Here is an 18,221-nt window from a genome sequence, read left to right on the forward strand (position 1 = left end):
ATCACTTTCTAACTGATCACTGAACACTAAAAAAAATGGATACAAAAGAGCTTTTAAAAAAAGTACGGAAAATAGAAATCAAGACGAAAAGACTGAGTAATCATATCTTTTCGGGAGAATACCACTCTTCATTTAAAGGACGAGGAATGACGTTTAGCGAGGTGCGTCAATACCAATACGGAGATGATATTCGTAACATCGATTGGAATGTAACCGCACGCTACAACGAAGCTCACGTTAAGGTATTTGAAGAAGAACGCGAATTAACCATGGTTTTAATGGTTGATATTTCGGGTTCGGAATCTTTTGGTTCAAAAAATCAATTCAAGAAAGACATCGTAACCGAAATTGCGGCAACGATGGCTTTTTCGGCTACACAGAATAATGACAAAATTGGTTTAATCTTATTTTCTGATACAGTAGAATTATATATTCCGCCAAAAAAAGGGCGTTCTCACGTACTTAGAATTATTCGTGAATTGATTGAATTTGAACCAAAAAGCTACAAAACAGATATCGCTCAAGCTTTGAAGTTTTTATCTGGAACTCAAAAAAAGAAAGCCATCGTTTTTATGATCTCCGATTTTATGTCTGATTCTTACGAGCATACTTTAAAAATTGCTTCTAAAAAACATGATATTACTGGAGTTCGTGTTTATGATATGCGCGAAGAAAAAATTCCAAATTTAGGAATGGTCTCTATGCTGGATTCTGAAACAGGAAAAATACAATTGGTTGACACTAGCTCTAAAGCAGTTCGAATGAATTATGAGAAGCACTATCAGGAGAAATTAAATTACTTTAAAGATACCTTCCGTAAATCTGGAGCAGGAATTGTAAATACCAGAGTAGACGAAAATTACGTTACTAAACTATTAGGCTATTTTAAATCACGATAAAAATTTGGCAGTTTTGATTAACCATCAAAAATCGTTAATCTAAAATCAACAATCGTTAATCAAATGAAATTTAAACTTTATATATTTTTATTGCTTTTTTCTACTATGATTTTTGCTCAGCAGAAACAAGTGGAAACAAGTATTGATACTACCAAAAATAAAATTGGTGCCGAGTTCAAACTGACCTTGAAAACAGTTGTAACTTCAACAGCAAAAGTTGAATTTCCGAAACTTAAAAACATTGGTCCGTTAGAAGTTATTCAATCGTATCCAATTGATACGGTTAAGAAAGATGCTACTAATTACGAACTTATAAAAAAATATGGTTTAACGCAGTTTGATTCTGGCCGTTATACAATTCCAAGTGTTAAGATTTTAATAGATAAAAAGCCTTTTTACAGCGATTCGATTAAAGTTGAAGTTGCCAATGTAAAAGTGGACACTTTACAGCAAAAAATGTACGACATTAAAGATATTTCCACTGTTGACGAAGGAATCGGCAATTTGTGGATTTATGTTTTAATTGCTTTAGCTATTATCGGAATCGGAGCTTTTGTTTATTGGTATGTTAAAAAGCGTCAGCTGAAAAAAATCGAAGAAGAAGTTTATAAAACACCTATCGAAAAAGCGACTAGTTTACTAAATAATCTAGAGCAAAAAGAACTGGTTCAAAAAGGTGAAATTAAAGAATACTATAGTGAATTAACTGATATCGCTAGAAATTATATCGAAGAAGCGATTCATATTCCAGCAATGGAAAGTACAACTTCCGAGTTAATTCAAGCAATTAGAATAGCATCAACACAAAAGAAAATGACGCTTACGCCAGAAACGGTTGAAAATCTGGAGCGCGTTTTACGTCAGGCCGATTTAGTAAAATTTGCAAAATCTAAACCACTTGATTTTGAAATTACAGATGACCGAAACAAAATTCAGAAAGTAATTTTGACGCTTGACAATGCTATTCCTACTGAAGTTCCTGAGGATATCGAAGATCAATTATTAAACGAAGCGCAAAGACAAAAACAAATTCAGGCACAGCTTAAAAAACAGCGCAATGCAAGAATTGGTTATGCAGTTGCAGCTATCATACTTTTATTGTTTGCTACAACAACTTTCTTTGTGGTTACCAAAGGGTTCAATTACGTAAAAGACAATATACTTGGTCATCCTTCAAAAGAATTATTGGAAGGCGAATGGGTAAAAAGCGCTTACGGAAGTCCAGCTGTTCTTATTGAAACTCCAAAGGTTTTAAAAAGAATGGACGCACAAAAAGTGTTGCCAAAAGAAGCAATGGCACTTATCAAAGAAATGCAGCTTTTTACATACGGAAGCATGATTGACAATTTCTATGTAACCGTTTCAACATCAAAATTTAAACAGCCAACTGATATTGATTTAAACAAAACGCTTGAAGGGACACTAAAAATTATTGAAGCTCAAGGCGGACAAAATATTATTGTAAAACAAGAAGATTTTCAAACAAACGAAGGTATTCAGGGAATAAAAGGTTACGGAACAATGACTGTTTTGAATCCGGCAACCAAAACGAGTACAAAAGCATACTATGAATTGTTATTATTCAAACAAGATCAAGGTTTACAGCAAATCATGATTCTACACGAAGAAGGCGATACATATGCCAATGAAATCACGACCCGAATACTAAATTCTGTTGAACTTCAAAGAGCAAACAACTAATGAGCAAGATCACTTTTTTAAATCCAGAATTTCTTTGGTTGTTTCTATTAATTCCGATTGCGATAATCTGGTTTTTCTGGAAACGCAACCAGCAATCGGCTACCTTAAAAATGAGTTCGACTGCGGGATTCCAAAATAGCGAATCGTTTTGGACAAAATTCAAACCTGCTTTATACGTTTTTAGAATTCTTGCTTTATGTTCTTTGATTATAGCTTTGGCTCGACCAAGAACAGTAGACATTAGTAACCAGACTAAAACAACAAAAGGAATTGATATTGTAATGGCAATTGACGTTTCTGGATCTATGTTGGCAAAAGATTTAAAGCCAAACCGTATGGAAGCTTTAAAAAGAGTTGCTGCAGATTTCGTCGAAGAAAGACCAAATGATAGAATCGGATTGGTTTTGTATGCTTCTGAAGCCTATACCAAAACTCCGGTTACAAGTGACAAAGCCATTATTCTTGAAGCTATAAAAGGCATTAAATATGATAATGTTTTACAAGACGGAACTGGAATCGGAATGGGATTGGCAACTGCTGTAAATCGTTTGAAAGACAGTAAAGCAAAAAGCCGTGTTATCATTTTACTTACCGATGGTGTAAATAATGCTGGTTTTATTGAGCCAGAAACGGCATCTGATATTGCAAAACAATACGGAATTAAAGTTTACACAATTGGTCTTGGAACAAACGGAATGGCAGAATCTCCATACGCATATGCTCCAAATGGCGGTTTCTTATTCAAAATGCAGAAAGTTGAAATCGATGAAAAACTAATGAGAAACATCGCCAGAAAAACCGATGGGACTTATTTTAGAGCAACAAGCAATGATAAATTAGCAGAAATATACAACTCAATCAATAAACTAGAAACAACAGAAATTCAAGAATTGAAATTCTACGATTATGACGAAAAATACAGGTTTTTTGTTTTATTTGCAGGCTTTTTACTGTTACTAGAAGTTGGATTAAGAAATACGGTTTATAGAAGCTTCATTTAATTTTGAAAAAATTAAAAAATTCCAAAAATGAAATTCCAAATAACAAATTGGAATTTGGAATTTTTAGAATTGGAGTTTAAAACAAGTTTGGAATTTGGAATTTATCTCAACAGTCATTTGAGATTGGAATTTTAAAAATATTTATGGAATTAGACGAAAAAAAATATTTATATCTCTTATTACTCATCCCGATTGTGGTGTGTATTTTTCTTTTCAACATGTATTGGAAAAGGAGAACACAGCGTGAATTTGGCGATTTGGAAATGGTGAAAAGATTGAGTCCGGAGAAATCGGTTTTTAAACCTGTTTTAAAAATTGTAGTAATTCTTCTAGCTCTTACCTGTTTGATTATTGGTTTGGTAAATCCGAAGATTGGAACCAAAATGGAAACCGTAAAACGAGAAGGTATCGATATTGTTTTTGCAGTCGACGTTTCTAAAAGTATGTTGGCAGAAGACGTTGTTCCTAGCCGTTTGGATAAAAGCAAACAGTTGGTTTCGCAGATAATCAACAATTTAGGAAGTGATAGAATCGGAATCGTAGCTTATGCAGGAAGTGCTTTTCCTGTTTTACCAATCACATCAGATTATAGTGTTGCCAAAATGTTCCTGCAAAGCATGAGTCCAGGAATGGTTTCTTCTCAAGGAACATCTTTAGATGAAGCGATTAAATTATCTTCGACTTATTTTGATGAAAAAAGTAAAACCAGCAAATTATTAATTCTTATTTCTGATGGTGAAGACCATTCTGAAGGTGCGACTGCTGCGGCAGAAGAGGCCAATAAACTAGGAATGAAAATTATCACAATTGGTGTTGGAACAGAACGAGGAGGAACAATTCCGTTAAAAGAAAATGGTGTTGTAAGAGGCTATCAGAAAGATCAAAACGGAGAAACAGTAATCACCAAATTAAATCAAGAAGGTTTAAAAACAATTGCAAAAGCAACAAAAGGTGGTTATGTTTACGGCGGAAGCACAAAAGAGGTTTTAGAATATGTAAAAAATGCTTTAAACAATATTCAGAAAACAGAATTTGAAGCTACGCAAATGGCAGAATTTCAATCGCAGTTTCAATGGTTTATCGGATTTGCATTTTTACTGCTTTTCCTAGATATTTTCTTATTAGAAAGAAAAACAAACTGGATCAAAGAGTTGGATTTATTTAATGAAAAGAAATAAAAAAGTCAGCCACTAATTACTCGAATTTACACGAAAGACAATTATTTAATTTGTGAAATTCAAAAATAATGATAAAAAAATTAGTGCCAATTTGTGACCCGAACGATAGTGAACAGGCGAAGCAAATTCGTGGCGAAAAAAAATAAAACTAGAATGAAAAATTTACTTCTTTATATTTTACTAACCGTTTCTTTTGCAGTTGCTGCACAAGAAAAAGACAAATCATTGCCTGTTGGGAATGAAGAATATAAGCAGAATAAATTTACTGATGCTGAGGCAAACTATAGAATTTCGGAATCAAAATTTCCTAAAAAATCAGCAGCGCCTTATAATTTAGGAAATACCATTTATAGACAAAATCAGATTTCGGAAGCTAAATTTGCTTACGCGAAAGCGATAAAAAATGCCAAAACGAGACCTGAAAAACACAAGGCTTATCATAATCTTGGAAATACTTTCATGAAAGAGAAAGATTATACGCAAGCAGTTGAAGCTTATAAGCAAGCACTTCGTAACGATCCAACAGATGAAGAAACGCGCTACAACTATGCTTACGCTAAACAAAAGCTAAAAGAGAATCCTCCTAAAAACGATCAGAAAGATAAAAATAAGGACAAAGACAAGGATAAGGATAAAAACAAAGATAAAGACAAGGACAAAAATAAAGATAAGGACAAGGATAAAAAAGACGATAAAGGCGATCAAGACAAAGACAAAAAAGATGGCCAAAATGATCCTAAAAAAGACGATAAATCAGACAATCAAGGCCAGCCAAAACCACAGCCTGGAGGAATATCAAAAGAACGTGTTCAGAATTTATTAGATGCTGTTAATAATGAAGAAAAGAAAATTCAGGACAAAGTAAACGCTCAAAAAGTAAAAGGTAGTCCTAAGAAAACAGAAAAAGACTGGTAAAATAAGTTGAATCGTTTAATCGTTTATTTGTTAGTACACAAAACGGTTAGACGATTAAACAGTTAAACAAACAACGACTAAAACAAGTAATGAAAAGATATTTAATTCTATTTCTAATCACTTTTCAAGGACTTATGGCTCAAGTACAATTTGAAGCCAGAGTCAGCAAAAACTCGCTTGGAATAAATGAAAGACTCCGCATTGACTTCATCATGAATGTGGACGGAGATAATTTCGAGCAACCTTCTTTTGATGGATTTAAAATGGTTGCGGGACCAAGCCAACAGATTAGCCAGTCGTGGATAAATGGACGCAGTTCTTTTCAAAAAATCTATTCTTATATCTTACAGCCTGAGAGAAAAGGTGCCTTAACAATAAAACAGGCAGCTATAGAATTCAATGGGCAGGTTTACAAAACCAATCCGATAAAGGTTACAGTAACCAATGCAGTTGCTCAAGAAAGAGATCCAAATGACAGACCTCAAGGATCTGGAAATGAATTATTGGAACTCATTGCCGAAATCTCAAAAACAAATCCATACTTAAACGAACCTATTACAGTAGTTTATAAACTGTATTTTAATAACATTGGCGTTACTGGTTTTAAAGAATTGGCAAAACCTAAATACAATGATTTCTGGAATCAGAATATTGATGTAAAACAACTTTCTGTACAACAAGGATCATATCAAGGTCAGCAGGCTTACTACGTAATCTTAAAAAAGACCATTTTATATCCTCAGAAATCAGGAAGACTTACTATTGAACCTCTTTCTTTAGATATTGGCGTACAATTGCCAACAAATCGTCGTGATATGTTTGGTCAAATGATCATTACAGAAGACAATAAAGTGGTTTCTGCTGGCGCCAAAACTATCAATGTGCGACCGCTTCCTGAAGCCAATAAACCAGAAGGATTTACTGGCGCTGTCGGAAGATTCAATTTTACTGTTACTCCATCAAAAACAACGCTTAAAAATGGTGAAGGTCTTGATCTAATCGTGAGTGCACAAGGAACTGGAAACATGAAGCTATTCACACTTCCAAAACCAGTTGTACCAAATGCATTAGAAATGTATGATCCTGTTCATGATGAAAACGTAACCACTTCTTTGACAGGTATGTCTGGAAGAATTACAGATAAATATACGATTGTACCACAGTACAGAGGAAAATATGCCATCAAGCCAATGCAGTTTTCATATTTTGATTTGAGCACGGGTACATATAAAACCATCACTTCAAAAGAAATTATGATTGATGTTTTAGATGGACCAACGCCTGCAGAAGCAAATACGGGAACGGCTACTAAAAATGTTGTGGCCAAAGCGGATCAATTTAAAAATATTAAATCTAAAACAGCATTAATTCCTATTACGAAAAAAGATTTTTATGATTCAAATCTGTATTTAGGATTACTGTTTGCTCCATTTATCATTATTCCGATCATCATTTTAGCTAGAAAGAAAAAAGAGGCTATGGATAGTGATGTTACTGGAAATAGAATTAGAATGAACAATAAGCTGGCTAAGAAATATTTATCGCAAGCGAAGAAACATCTTAACAACAAAGAGCCTTTCTATATCGCATTAGAAAAAGCAATGCATAATTTCTTGAAAGCAAAACTGCATATTGAAACTTCAGAAATGAGCAAAGACAATATTAGAGAATTGTTATTGTCTAGAAATGCCAATGCAGAAACGGTTCAGAATTTTATTGCTTTGACTGAAAACTGCGAGTTTGCACGTTATGCACCAGCATCGAGCGCTTCGATTCAGCAGGATTATGATAAAGCGGTTATGATTATTTCTGAATTAGAAAAACAGATTGTTTAAACGTAATAAAACAAACCTGACAGGTTTTAAAAACCTGTTAGGTTTAAACAAAATAAGATGAAAAACATACTATATCTCTTTTTATTCATCTCGCAGGTTTTCTTTGCGCAAGGTCGTTTTGAATCGGCTAATGCATTGTACCAAAAAGGGCAATATAAAGAAGCTGCGCAAGTTTATGAGAACATTATAAAAGAAGATAAATTACATTCTGCCGAAGTGTATTTTAATCTTGGAAACTGTTATTACAAACTAAATCAGGTTGCACCTTCGATTTATAATTATGAAAAAGCTTTGGTTCTTAAACCAAACGATCCGGAGACTTTAAACAATTTAAAGTTTGCCAAAAAACTGACAATTGACGAAATCAAAGAAGTTCCTAAAGTAGGTTTTGCCAAACTGATTCAGAACTTTACTTCAATTTTTGACTATAATGTGTGGGCTAAAATCTCTGTTACACTTGGTTTTGTGTTTTTATTGAGTTTTATTGGATATTATTTTTCGAGCGCTACAATTGCAAAAAGAATTTATTTTGTCGGAATGTTTATTGTTCTAGTTGCTTTTGCCTTAAGCATTTCAGCTGGAATGTCTGAAAAAAGTCATTTTGAAAACGATCGTGTTGCCATTGTTTTTTCTGAATTAAGCCAAGTGAGACATGAACCTCAAAAATCTTCGAATGGAATTATTTTATTGCATGAAGGAGCAAAAGTTTATGTCTTAGAAACTGTTGCTGGCTGGAAAAAAATCGAACTAACAGACGGAACTCAAGGCTGGATTGATTCTTCAACTATTAAAGAGGTGAAATAGTTTTTTTTATTAGAATGCGAATTGGAAATAATTTAAAATCACATTCAAATGATCAAAAAACAACTTTTAATTATACTTTTAACTTTATCTTCTTCAATCTATTCTCAAGAAGAAAAATTAAATCTGGAGAAAGGACAAAAATATTTCTTTGAAGAAGGACAAAAAGCTCTAAAAGAAAAGAATTTTTACCGCGCCCATGGTTTTTTCTCCTTAGCTCAAACTGGTTTTTGTCCAGACAAAGAAATTATAGCCAAATCGAGAAAAAAGACTGATTCTTTAAAAGTCATTGTAAGAGCAGAACAAAAACAAGAAATTATTGGCAATTGGAAACTGCTTATTCCTGACTCTTGGGCAATGAGAGATCCTTCTGATACTATCGTTGGAAAAATGATTACTATTGATCCTGACCAAATATTGTTTTATGAACTTTATGATAAAGCAAAAAAATGGAACTTAGCCAAAACAGAAAAAATCATCTTTTCAGATAAAAAAAGTTTAACTTCCGATCCGTTGTTAATAGTCTACTCAAATAAACAAGTTTGGCGTTATTATATTGATGAAACTTCAGGTAATTTGGTCGCTTTTTATATTGGAGAAGAATATGAAGACGGAATATCAGAATTGGTCTGTGGCAATCAAAAATTACAATATTTTAAATTGCAATAATTTATATTCAAATAAAAAATCCCAAATTCCAATTACTGTTTTGGAATTTGGGAATTTAAATTATTTGGAATTTAATAATTAATTCACCGCATCAACCAATCGTACAAACTCAGATCTGTAACCGTCTTCGTCATTTGACAAACCAGATTTTGCTAATCTTTTAATATCAGAACTTGAGCTGTTTGCAATATATTTTGATTCGCGTAATTTTAGTCCGAACCAAGAAACCGCAGTTGTAAATTTGAAATCTTGAGAGCTATTTTCTAAGTCAGTTTTCTTATCTGCTATAACATTTACGATTTCAATGCTTTTATTGCCATCAGGTTTTTTATATCTAAATTTTACTGTTGCTAGTTCATCACTATGATTTTCAGCAACTTTCTGCGTTTTAGTATATTTTAAATCTGAAGGAACATAATCGCTTTCCACACCTACTGGAACAATCTCATACAAAGCCGTAACCGAATGTCCGCTACCTAATTCTCCTGCATCAATTTTATCATTTTTAAAATCTTCTGCATTCAATTTTCGGTTTTCATAACCAATCAATCGATATGCTTGAACATGATTTGGATTAAACTCAATTTGAATTTTTACATCTTTCGCGATAGCAAACATTGATCCTTTAAATTCTTTTCCAAGAAAACGATTCGCTTCTTGAATGTTGTCGATATAAGCATAATTTCCATTTCCTTTATCAGCCAAAATTTCCATTTTGCTGTCTTTGTAATTTCCCATTCCAAATCCTAAAACAGTTAAGAAAACACCAGACTCTCTTTTTTGTTCAATCAATTTCAGCATATCATCATCAGAAGAAGCGCCAACATTAAAATCACCATCTGTAGCTATTACTACTCTATTGTTGCCGTCTTTAATAAAATTTTGCTGTGCTAGTTTATACGCCAATTCGATTCCTTCTCCGCCTGCCGTGCTTCCGCCTGCGTGCAAATCGTCAAAAGCATCCATAATTTCGTCTTTATTATCTCCAGAAGTTGGCTCCAAAACTACTCCTGCAGATCCCGCATAAACTACGATCGAAACTTTGTCAGTGCTTCTTAGCTCTTTCACTAAAACCTTCATAGATTCTTTCAGCAATGGCAATTTGTTTGGTTCATCCATAGAACCCGAAACATCCACTAAAAAAACCAGATTAATAGCCGGCAAATTTGCCATTGGAATATTTTTTCCCTGCAAACCAATCTTAAGCAGTCGGCTGTTTTTATTCCAAGGACAATCACTATATTCTGTATTAATCGCAAACGGATGCTCGCCATCAGGCTGTGGATATTTGTATTTAAAGAAGTTTATCATTTCTTCCACGCGAACTGCGTCTTTTGGAACTTTCTGTCCTTCGTTTATAAATCGGCGAATATTGGTATACGATGCATTATCAACATCGATAGAAAAAGTGGATAGTGGTTCTTTTAGTGGAGATTCAAACGGATTTTCTTCTAATCCTGCATAGCTTTCTGTATTTGCATCAGGAATATAATTTTCCTCTTCAATTAAATCGGTCGTCGCAACCGCAACTGCGGTAGAATCTACAGCCTCCGCGGCAGAGTAATCAGCTTTCTTACAGCCGAAAATAGTAAGTGCGAGGAATGCCATCATAAAGAAATTAAGATTTCTCATAAAGTAAGTTTTTAAAAAATTAATAAAAGGTTATAGGCTTCAAATAAGGACTAGCATTCCGGATTTACTAGAGGCGATTATTTGCAATTTTTCGAGTATCAAAATCGTGCCAAATTTTTTACAAATATTTTTCTTACGTGAAAATAAAATGAGAAACCCTTATTTTTAAAGGGATTTTTAGCTGAAAATATTTTTTTGTTTTTTTGTAAAATGAGAAATGTGAGAAGTGAAATGCAATTCTATCTTTTGTCCATACAGAATTGTAGAGACGCACTGCAGTGCGTCTACGTCAAGCATATCGACAAACATTGTGTCAGATGCACTGGAATGAATATTTATTTTTTGCCACAGATTAAATGATTTTAAAAGATTAATCCTTTCTAATCTTGTAATCTGTGGCAGTAATTTATATTCTATGTGTTAGACGCACTGCAGTGCGTCTCTACAGAATACCGGAATGTAAAATTAAAACTGATAAATTCTCTCAGGCGTAACGCAATAATCTAATTTAATATCTGATTCGAAAACATCATCAATCTGATTTACGGCTTTAAAAAATGAAAGCCCAATTTTTAAGGTTTCAGGTTTGCATTCGACAAGGAATTTATCGTAGAAACCTTTTCCGTAACCAATTCGATTTCCATGAATATCAAAAGCCAAAAGCGGTACAAAGACCACTTCCACTTTAGAAGAAGGCACTTCGATTCCGTCAACTGGTTCTGGAATATTATATTCGTTTTTTTTGATTTTGGTATTGTCTGTTAAAAGAAAATGAGTCATTTTTCTGGTTTCAAAATCACTTTTCGAAATCAGAATTTCTTTGTCTTTTCCAGAAAGCAAATGCAGGATAAATTCAGTATTTACTTCTTTATGCTCTTCAATTGGAAGAAAAACATGATAATACGTTTTATCCCAAATTGGCATTTGAATCAGTTGATTGGCAATTTCCAGACTTTTCTCTTCTATTTCATCAAAAGAAAGCGCTTTGCGAAAGTTTTTATATTCTGTGCGAAGTTCTTTTTTACTCGTCGGCATTGTCTGGAGTTTTAGATAAATGATAAATAGCATCACCTTCGTAAACAATCGGCGAATGGTTGGCATTAATTACATAACCATCATGTGGTGCTTTGATTTTTTGTTCAAATTTCCCAAACGGATCTGTAATTATGGCCAAGATTGTGCCTTTGGTTACGAACTTTCCAACCAAATTAAAATCATGCAGCAGTCCAGAACATTTCGCACGAAGCCAAACTGATTGTTTAATGTAAATTGAAGGTGTTAATGCAGGTTCCATAATTTGTTTCGAATCCAGCATTCCTAAATAATGAAGCAAACGTTTTGTCCCTAAAACACCTTGATTGGCAATTTCGTTATTGATATCTAATGATTTTCCGCCTTCAAAAAGCAGCATTTTCACATTGGCACTTTCAGAAGTTTTTCTAAAAGAACCGTTTATGTTTTTAGAATACAATGTAAATGGCGCATTAAAAATATCGGCTAAAACTTTCAGTTCGGGATTATTCTCGGTAATTCTAATTTGTGGAGCATTAAAACGGCTTGCGCCACCTGCATGAAAATCGACTGCGTAATCTAAAATTGGTAAAATCTCTTCGACAATATGATAAGCAAATCGGCTAGCAAGCGAACCTTTTTTACTTCCTGGAAAAACGCGGTTTAAATCACGACCATCTGGAAACTCTCTAGATTTGTTCACAAAACCGTACATATTGATTACTGGAATGCAAATTATTGTGCCACGTGCAGGTCTATTTATTTTTTTACTGATAATCTGACGAACGATTTCAACTCCGTTAATTTCGTCACCATGAATTCCAGCAGAAAATAAAACAGTCGGCCCTTCGTGTTTTGAACGACGAACAATAACAGGAATATTCAACTTAGTTGTAGTATGCAGTCGGGCAATTTCGACGTTTATGGTTCTGTGTTCTCCCGGCAAAATCGATTCGCCGAAAATAACCAATGGAGCATTATTTTTCATGTGAATTATAAAATCTAAATATAGAAATTATATTTTAAATTCATACTTTTGGATTTAATACACAAATTCCTATATAAACAAAACAATAACCTATTTACCAAAAGAATGAAAAAGACTTTAATATTACTTAGCGCACTGATGCTAATGGTTTCATGCATGAGCAAGGAAGAAAAAATGAAAGAAGCGGAAGAAGATGGAAATGAAGCAATTGCTGTAAAATCTAAATTAATTGAAGGTGCTGGAAAAGCGCTTCAAGATGAAGGGAAAGCAGCGGCAAAAAGCGCTTCCAAAGGTATTGGAGATGTGATAAAAGGAATAAATTCTGGAATGAATGAAAGCATAAATCAATCTGATGTAATTGCTGAAGCCTCTTTTAAAACAAATTTTGAAGATTGCAAAGCCGAAAAAATTTATGCTTCTAGCGAAGACAAAGAAAAAAAAGTAACTATTTATTTAATAGCTAAAAATGACTTTAAAGGCGATCTAATTTTAAAAGCTTTCAATGCTGATAAAAAAGAAATTGGAAGAAGCCGATTAAAAGTCGACATTAAAAAAGATGATGCTAAATATGTAGATTTTACTTTTGACGAAAGAACACATTTACTGCAAACAGAATATTTTTCGATCAAATAAAATATGTTTTACAGAAGAGCCCTTTTACAATATAAAGGGCTCTTTTTTTTTGAAGAAGAAACTCAAAAGAATTTTAAACTTTAAGCTCAATAGTTTAATTTTGTAATTATGCAGAGTCCTCTTGAACTTCAAATTATTACCTTACCCGATAATCCTGGCGTTTATCAATATTATGATAAAGACGGGAAAATCTTGTATGTCGGAAAAGCCAAAAATTTAAAAAAAAGGGTTTCATCCTATTTCAATAAAATTCACGATACTGCCAAAACTAACGTTCTGGTAAAAAAAATCGTGACGATAAAACACATCGTAGTTCCAACCGAAACCGATGCGCTTTTATTAGAAAACAATTTAATTAAAACACTTCAGCCGAGATACAACGTTTTGCTTCGCGATGACAAAACGTACCCTTGGATTTGTATTAAAAAAGAACCTTTTTCGAGAATATTTTCAACTCGAAACATGGTAAAAGATGGCTCTGAATATTTTGGTCCATACACCAGTTTCAAAACAGTACATACTATTTTAGATTTAATTAAAGAATTATATCCGCTTCGAACTTGCAATTACGATTTGAGCGAATCGAATATTAATTCAGGAAAATTTAAAGTTTGTCTTGAATATCACATTGGCAACTGCAAAGGACCTTGTGAAGGTTTGGAACCCCTGGAAGAATACCAAAAACAAGTCAATGCTATTCGCGAAATCCTGAAAGGAAACTTCAAAGAAAGTTTAAAGGATTTTAAGAAATTGATGAACAACTATGCTCAGAATCTACAATTTGAAGAAGCGCAGAAAATAAAAGAGAAAATTGAGGTTTTAGAAAACTATCAATCAAAATCGACAATCATCAATCCGAAAATTACCAATATTGACGTTTTCTCGATTATTTCTGACGAAAGTGCCGCGTATGTCAATTTTCTACAGATTTCTCATGGTTCAATTATTCGTTCGCATACTTTAGAAATGAAGAAAAAATTGGACGAAAGTGATGAAGAATTATTAGAATTAGCTATTGTAGAACTTCGTGAGCGTTTTCAATTATTATCAAAAGAAATTATTGTTCCTTTTGAAATGGATTTGGGCGAAAATATCAAAATCACTGTTCCCCAGCTTGGAGACAAAAAACAGATTCTGGATTTATCGATTCGAAATGCGAAATTCTATCGAATCGAACAATTAAAACAATTGCAGATTGTAGATCCCGATCGTCATGTGAATAGAATTATGGCACAGATGCAAAAAGATTTACGTCTTCCGTCTGAACCAAGACATATAGAATGTTTTGATAACTCGAACATTCAAGGGACAAATCCTGTTGCGGCTTGTGTCGTTTTCAAAGATGGGAAACCAAGCAAAAAAGATTATCGCCATTTTAATGTCAAAACTGTTGAAGGTCCAAACGACTTTGCTTCGATGACCGAAATCGTATATCGCCGTTACAAAAGATTATTGGACGAAAATGAACCGCTTCCGCAATTGATTATTATTGATGGTGGAAAAGGACAGCTTTCGGCAGCATTAAAAAGTATTGATGATTTAGGCTTACGCGGAAAAGTGGCTATTATCGGAATTGCAAAACGTTTGGAAGAACTGTTCTATCCTGGCGATTCGATTCCGTTATATCTCGACAAAAAATCAGAAACCTTAAAAGTAATTCAGCATTTACGAAACGAAGCACACAGATTCGGAATCACATTTCATAGAGATAAACGAAGTAAATCGGCACTTAATTCTTCGGTTGAAAGCATTCCTGGAATTGGCGAAAAAACCATGACAGCATTAATACAACATTTCAAAAGTGTTAAAAGATTGAAATTGGCTACAGAAAAAGAAATTTCAGCCGTTGTAGGTGTTTCTAAAGCCAAAAAAATTGTCGAATTTTATCACAATAATCAATCTTAAGAATGAAAACAGCAATATTGTACATCCTTATTTTAGTTTCTGCAAATTGTTTCAGTCAAAAGAATATTGAGTTTTATCAAAAAGATCAAACAAAAATAAAAATAAATCTACCAAAAGATTCTGAAAAATTAGAAGTGCACACTTCTAAAAACAATAAGTCGCAAGTTATACTTAACATCGAAATTTCAGGTTCGATTACAGGTAAAGAAACAAATATCATAATAGAAGATTATAATTTTGATGGTTACAAAGATTTTTCCGTTTACCATACAGATGATGGAATGGGAGTTTATAGGGTTTACCAAATCTTTATTTACAATCCGACAAATGGCTTGTTTAAAGAAGCACAGATACCATCAGACTCTAGTCCTGAATGCAGTGAATTTTGTGATGTAGAAATAAATAAGAAAGATAAAACATTTGAATCTACCTGCAGAGGCGCCGCAAGATGGCACACTGACAGATGGAAATTTGACAAAAACAATAAGTTAACACTTCTAAAAAGTAAATAAGAGTAATACAACATATTAAAGTCAAAAAATTGCCGACTTTTACAAAAACAATTAGCTAATAGTTTATGCGCCTAAACCAGCTGTCCATTTCAAATACTCGGTCAAAAGGATTTTTTTCCAATCCCAAAAAAGGAGCTTCTTGGGTCGCTCTTTTTTGGCAGGAAAAAATAACCTTTTGCCTCTCGCAGTTTTCCATTTCCATCTGGGGCGTGTCAACACTCATTTTCATAATGGCATTTTTATTTTCGCAGGAAGCATTTTCGCAGGAAATAAAAAAAGACAGTGTTAAAAGACCCAAAATCGGATTGGTTTTAAGCGGTGGAGGTGCCAAAGGTTTTGCACATATCGGAGTTTTAAAAGTATTGGAAGAAGCTGGAATCAAAATTGATTATATCGGCGGGACCAGTATGGGATCTGTAATTGGCGGACTTTATGCTTCTGGTTATAATGCCTCGCAAATCGATTCTATTTTCAAACAAACCAATTTTGACGAATTAATAAACGATTATATTCCGCGTTCATCCAAAAACTTCTACGGCAAAAAGAATGACGAATTATATGCGATTGTTTTACCTTTTAGTAATTTCAGAATTGGCATTCCAGAAGCTCTTTCAAAAGGAATGTACAATTATAATTTGTTAAGCAGTTTAACTAGAAATGTGCGTCATATTCGTGATTTCAACAAACTGCCAACTCCATTTTTATGCATCGGAACTAATATCGAAACGGGCGAAGAAGTTTTATTAAACAAAGGAAATCTCGTTCAAGCCATGATGGCAAGTGCGGCTTTTCCTTCCCTATTTACTCCTGTAGAAATTGATGGAAATTTATTGGTTGATGGTGGCGTGGTAAATAATTACCCAATACAGGAAGTTCGCAATCTTGGTGCTGATATTATTATTGGGGTTGACGTTCAAGACGACTTGCTAAAAAGAAAAAACCTAAAAAATGCCACGAGAATTTTGGTTCAGATTACCAATCTGCAATCTATCGAAAAAATGAAAAACAAAAGAAAAGATACCGATGTTTATATCAAACCAGATATTCGTGACTTTGGTGTTATTTCATTTGATCGAGGAGAAGAAATCATCAGAAAAGGCGAAGAAGCATCTTTTGCCGTTTATGAAAAACTCAAAACCTTGACAGATGAAAATAATTTCTACAAAAAACCAAAACTAAAACTGGCTTCAGATACTCTTCATATTCAAGATATAAATACTGACAAATTAGAAAATTACACCAAAGAATATATTCGAGGTAAACTTCGTTTTAAACCAGGAAGCACTATAACTTATGATGGCCTTAAAGCTGGAATAAACAACTTAAACGCAACACAAAACTTTAGTACAATTTCATATTGCCTTCAACCAGATGGCGATAAAGACGACTTGGACTTAGTTTTAAGAGAAAACCCAACTCAGACTTATCTAAAACTTGGACTTCATTATGATGGTCTCTACAAAAGTGCGGTTTTATTAAACCTAACTCATAAAAAGACTTTCTTAAAAAACGATGTTACTTCTCTCGATATCATTTTGGGAGATAATTTCAGATATGATTTTAACTATTATGTTGAAAATGGTTTTAACATCAGTTTTGGTTTCCGCTCGAGATTGAATCAATTTAATCGAAATGTAACTACTAGTTTGAGTGGCGTTCTCAAAGAGAATCCAAATGTTAACCTTATTAATGTTGACTTCATGGATATAACCAATCAGGCCTATTTCCAGACTATTTTTGTACAGAAATTTTTAATGGGTGGCGGATTAGAATACAAATATTTAAAAATCAATTCGCCTACACTCGCCAATGAAGATAACATAATTGAGAAAAGCAATTATTTTAGTGCCTTTGCTTATTTAAAATACGATTCGCTAGACGAAAAATACTACCCAAATTCTGGATTATATTTTTCTACAGATTTGCAAACCTATATGGCATCATCAGATTATACGAAACAATTTAAACCTTTCTCAATTGCGAAAGCCGAAATATCAATTGTAAGGCCACTATTTAGAAAAGCAACTATAAAATTTGGAACCGATGCGGGATTTAATATTGGCAGCGATAGCGTTCCGTTTTTTGATTTTATATTTGGAGGGTATGGCTACAACAAAATAAACAATTTTAATTATTTCTACGGATACGACTTTCTAAGCATTGCTGGCAACAGTTATATTAAAACTGATATTAATATTGATTACGAAATCTTCAAAAAAAACCACATCAATGTATCAGCAAATTTTGCCAATTTGGGAGATGATATTTTCTCTTCTGTCGATTGGATTTCTATGCCAAAATATACAGGATATGCAGTTGGCTATGGCTTAGAAACCATCATTGGTCCTATCGAAGTAAAACAATCTTGGTCTCCAGAAATGTCAAAAAGCTTTACGTGGTTTAGCATTGGGTTTCAATTTTAGTACTATAATCGAGAATACTTCAATAAATTCTGCCTATTTTTTTACATCATAAAAATTATATCAAAAAAACTAAGTTATTTTATAGTTATAAATAATATAATTTTTATTTTTACTCCGA

At 33.3% G+C, this 18,221-nt stretch carries 15 protein-coding genes; 12 read left to right on the top strand and 3 right to left on the bottom strand.

Annotated features, from left to right (window positions below):
* The first annotated feature begins 35 nt into the window (after window positions 1–35).
* From PQ463_RS16635 to PQ463_RS16670, 8 genes are all read left to right on the top strand, one after another.
* Window positions 36–899: a DUF58 domain-containing protein gene (locus tag PQ463_RS16635; protein WP_111425208.1), complete on the top strand. Its 864-nt coding sequence runs from the start codon at window positions 36–38 to the stop codon at window positions 897–899.
* Between the two features lie 63 nt (window positions 900–962).
* Entirely contained in the window at window positions 963–2,600 is a 1,638-nt protein-coding gene (locus PQ463_RS16640; RefSeq protein WP_274254623.1) for a hypothetical protein, read from the top strand.
* Window positions 2,600–3,601: a vWA domain-containing protein gene (locus tag PQ463_RS16645; protein ID WP_274254625.1), complete on the top strand. Its 1,002-nt coding sequence runs from the start codon at window positions 2,600–2,602 to the stop codon at window positions 3,599–3,601. The genes PQ463_RS16640 and PQ463_RS16645 overlap by 1 nt, the downstream gene beginning before the upstream one ends.
* 143 nt (window positions 3,602–3,744) lie before the next feature.
* Window positions 3,745–4,779, top strand: coding sequence for a vWA domain-containing protein (locus PQ463_RS16650; protein ID WP_274254626.1), 1,035 nt, complete (start codon window positions 3,745–3,747; stop codon window positions 4,777–4,779).
* Window positions 4,780–4,932: 153 nt separating this feature from the next.
* Window positions 4,933–5,694: a tetratricopeptide repeat protein gene (locus tag PQ463_RS16655; protein ID WP_274254627.1), complete on the top strand. Its 762-nt coding sequence runs from the start codon at window positions 4,933–4,935 to the stop codon at window positions 5,692–5,694.
* An 89-nt stretch (window positions 5,695–5,783) separates the two neighbouring features.
* Window positions 5,784–7,529, top strand: coding sequence for a BatD family protein (locus PQ463_RS16660; protein ID WP_274254628.1), 1,746 nt, complete (start codon window positions 5,784–5,786; stop codon window positions 7,527–7,529).
* Between the two features lie 57 nt (window positions 7,530–7,586).
* Complete coding sequence (locus PQ463_RS16665; RefSeq protein WP_274254630.1) at window positions 7,587–8,333, top strand: tetratricopeptide repeat protein; 747 nt, start codon at window positions 7,587–7,589, stop codon at window positions 8,331–8,333.
* Window positions 8,334–8,381: 48 nt separating this feature from the next.
* The gene (locus tag PQ463_RS16670) at window positions 8,382–8,999 is read left to right on the top strand and encodes a hypothetical protein (protein WP_274254631.1); all 618 of its coding nucleotides are present in this window, start codon (window positions 8,382–8,384) and stop codon (window positions 8,997–8,999) included.
* 78 nt (window positions 9,000–9,077) lie between these two features.
* Here the strand turns inward: PQ463_RS16670 and PQ463_RS16675 are convergent, their stop codons facing one another.
* The 3 genes from PQ463_RS16675 to PQ463_RS16685 form a co-directional block, all read right to left on the bottom strand.
* On the bottom strand, window positions 9,078–10,631 hold the full coding sequence (locus PQ463_RS16675; protein ID WP_337992870.1) for a vWA domain-containing protein: 1,554 nt from the start codon (window positions 10,629–10,631) through the stop codon (window positions 9,078–9,080).
* Between the two features lie 465 nt (window positions 10,632–11,096).
* Window positions 11,097–11,666: a 5-formyltetrahydrofolate cyclo-ligase gene (locus tag PQ463_RS16680; RefSeq protein ID WP_274254632.1), complete on the bottom strand. Its 570-nt coding sequence runs from the start codon at window positions 11,664–11,666 to the stop codon at window positions 11,097–11,099.
* Complete coding sequence (locus tag PQ463_RS16685) at window positions 11,653–12,630, bottom strand: succinylglutamate desuccinylase/aspartoacylase family protein (RefSeq protein ID WP_111377522.1); 978 nt, start codon at window positions 12,628–12,630, stop codon at window positions 11,653–11,655. The genes PQ463_RS16680 and PQ463_RS16685 overlap by 14 nt, the downstream gene beginning before the upstream one ends.
* A 105-nt stretch (window positions 12,631–12,735) precedes the next feature.
* Between PQ463_RS16685 and PQ463_RS16690 the strand changes: the two genes are divergently transcribed.
* From PQ463_RS16690 to PQ463_RS16705, 4 genes are all read left to right on the top strand, one after another.
* Window positions 12,736–13,263 (top strand): hypothetical protein, encoded by a 528-nt coding sequence (locus PQ463_RS16690; RefSeq protein ID WP_274254633.1) that lies wholly within the window; start codon window positions 12,736–12,738, stop codon window positions 13,261–13,263.
* Between the two features lie 108 nt (window positions 13,264–13,371).
* Entirely contained in the window at window positions 13,372–15,168 is a 1,797-nt protein-coding gene (gene uvrC, locus PQ463_RS16695; RefSeq protein WP_274254635.1) for an excinuclease ABC subunit UvrC, read from the top strand.
* 2 nt (window positions 15,169–15,170) lie between these two features.
* A complete protein-coding gene (locus PQ463_RS16700) occupies window positions 15,171–15,680 on the top strand; it encodes an XAC2610-related protein (protein ID WP_274254636.1) in 510 nt (169 codons plus the stop codon).
* A gap of 230 nt (window positions 15,681–15,910) precedes the next feature.
* Window positions 15,911–18,103 (top strand): patatin-like phospholipase family protein, encoded by a 2,193-nt coding sequence (locus PQ463_RS16705; protein ID WP_274254638.1) that lies wholly within the window; start codon window positions 15,911–15,913, stop codon window positions 18,101–18,103.
* The last annotated feature ends 118 nt before the right edge of the window (window positions 18,104–18,221 follow it).

This window comes from Flavobacterium sp. KACC 22763 (assembly GCF_028736155.1).
GTDB lineage: Bacteria > Bacteroidota > Bacteroidia > Flavobacteriales > Flavobacteriaceae > Flavobacterium.

Coding starts and splice junctions, on each gene's coding strand:
- PQ463_RS16640 (WP_274254623.1), top strand. CDS start 963: ATGAAATTTAAACTTTATATATTTTTATTGCTTTTTTCTACTATGATT.
- PQ463_RS16690 (WP_274254633.1), top strand. CDS start 12,736: ATGAAAAAGACTTTAATATTACTTAGCGCACTGATGCTAATGGTTTCA.
- PQ463_RS16685 (WP_111377522.1), bottom strand. CDS start 12,630: ATGAAAAATAATGCTCCATTGGTTATTTTCGGCGAATCGATTTTGCCG.
- PQ463_RS16655 (WP_274254627.1), top strand. CDS start 4,933: ATGAAAAATTTACTTCTTTATATTTTACTAACCGTTTCTTTTGCAGTT.
- PQ463_RS16670 (WP_274254631.1), top strand. CDS start 8,382: ATGATCAAAAAACAACTTTTAATTATACTTTTAACTTTATCTTCTTCA.
- PQ463_RS16635 (WP_111425208.1), top strand. CDS start 36: ATGGATACAAAAGAGCTTTTAAAAAAAGTACGGAAAATAGAAATCAAG.
- PQ463_RS16680 (WP_274254632.1), bottom strand. CDS start 11,666: ATGCCGACGAGTAAAAAAGAACTTCGCACAGAATATAAAAACTTTCGC.
- PQ463_RS16705 (WP_274254638.1), top strand. CDS start 15,911: ATGGCATTTTTATTTTCGCAGGAAGCATTTTCGCAGGAAATAAAAAAA.
- PQ463_RS16645 (WP_274254625.1), top strand. CDS start 2,600: ATGAGCAAGATCACTTTTTTAAATCCAGAATTTCTTTGGTTGTTTCTA.
- PQ463_RS16665 (WP_274254630.1), top strand. CDS start 7,587: ATGAAAAACATACTATATCTCTTTTTATTCATCTCGCAGGTTTTCTTT.
- PQ463_RS16675 (WP_337992870.1), bottom strand. CDS start 10,631: ATGAGAAATCTTAATTTCTTTATGATGGCATTCCTCGCACTTACTATT.
- uvrC (WP_274254635.1), top strand. CDS start 13,372: ATGCAGAGTCCTCTTGAACTTCAAATTATTACCTTACCCGATAATCCT.
- PQ463_RS16700 (WP_274254636.1), top strand. CDS start 15,171: ATGAAAACAGCAATATTGTACATCCTTATTTTAGTTTCTGCAAATTGT.
- PQ463_RS16650 (WP_274254626.1), top strand. CDS start 3,745: ATGGAATTAGACGAAAAAAAATATTTATATCTCTTATTACTCATCCCG.
- PQ463_RS16660 (WP_274254628.1), top strand. CDS start 5,784: ATGAAAAGATATTTAATTCTATTTCTAATCACTTTTCAAGGACTTATG.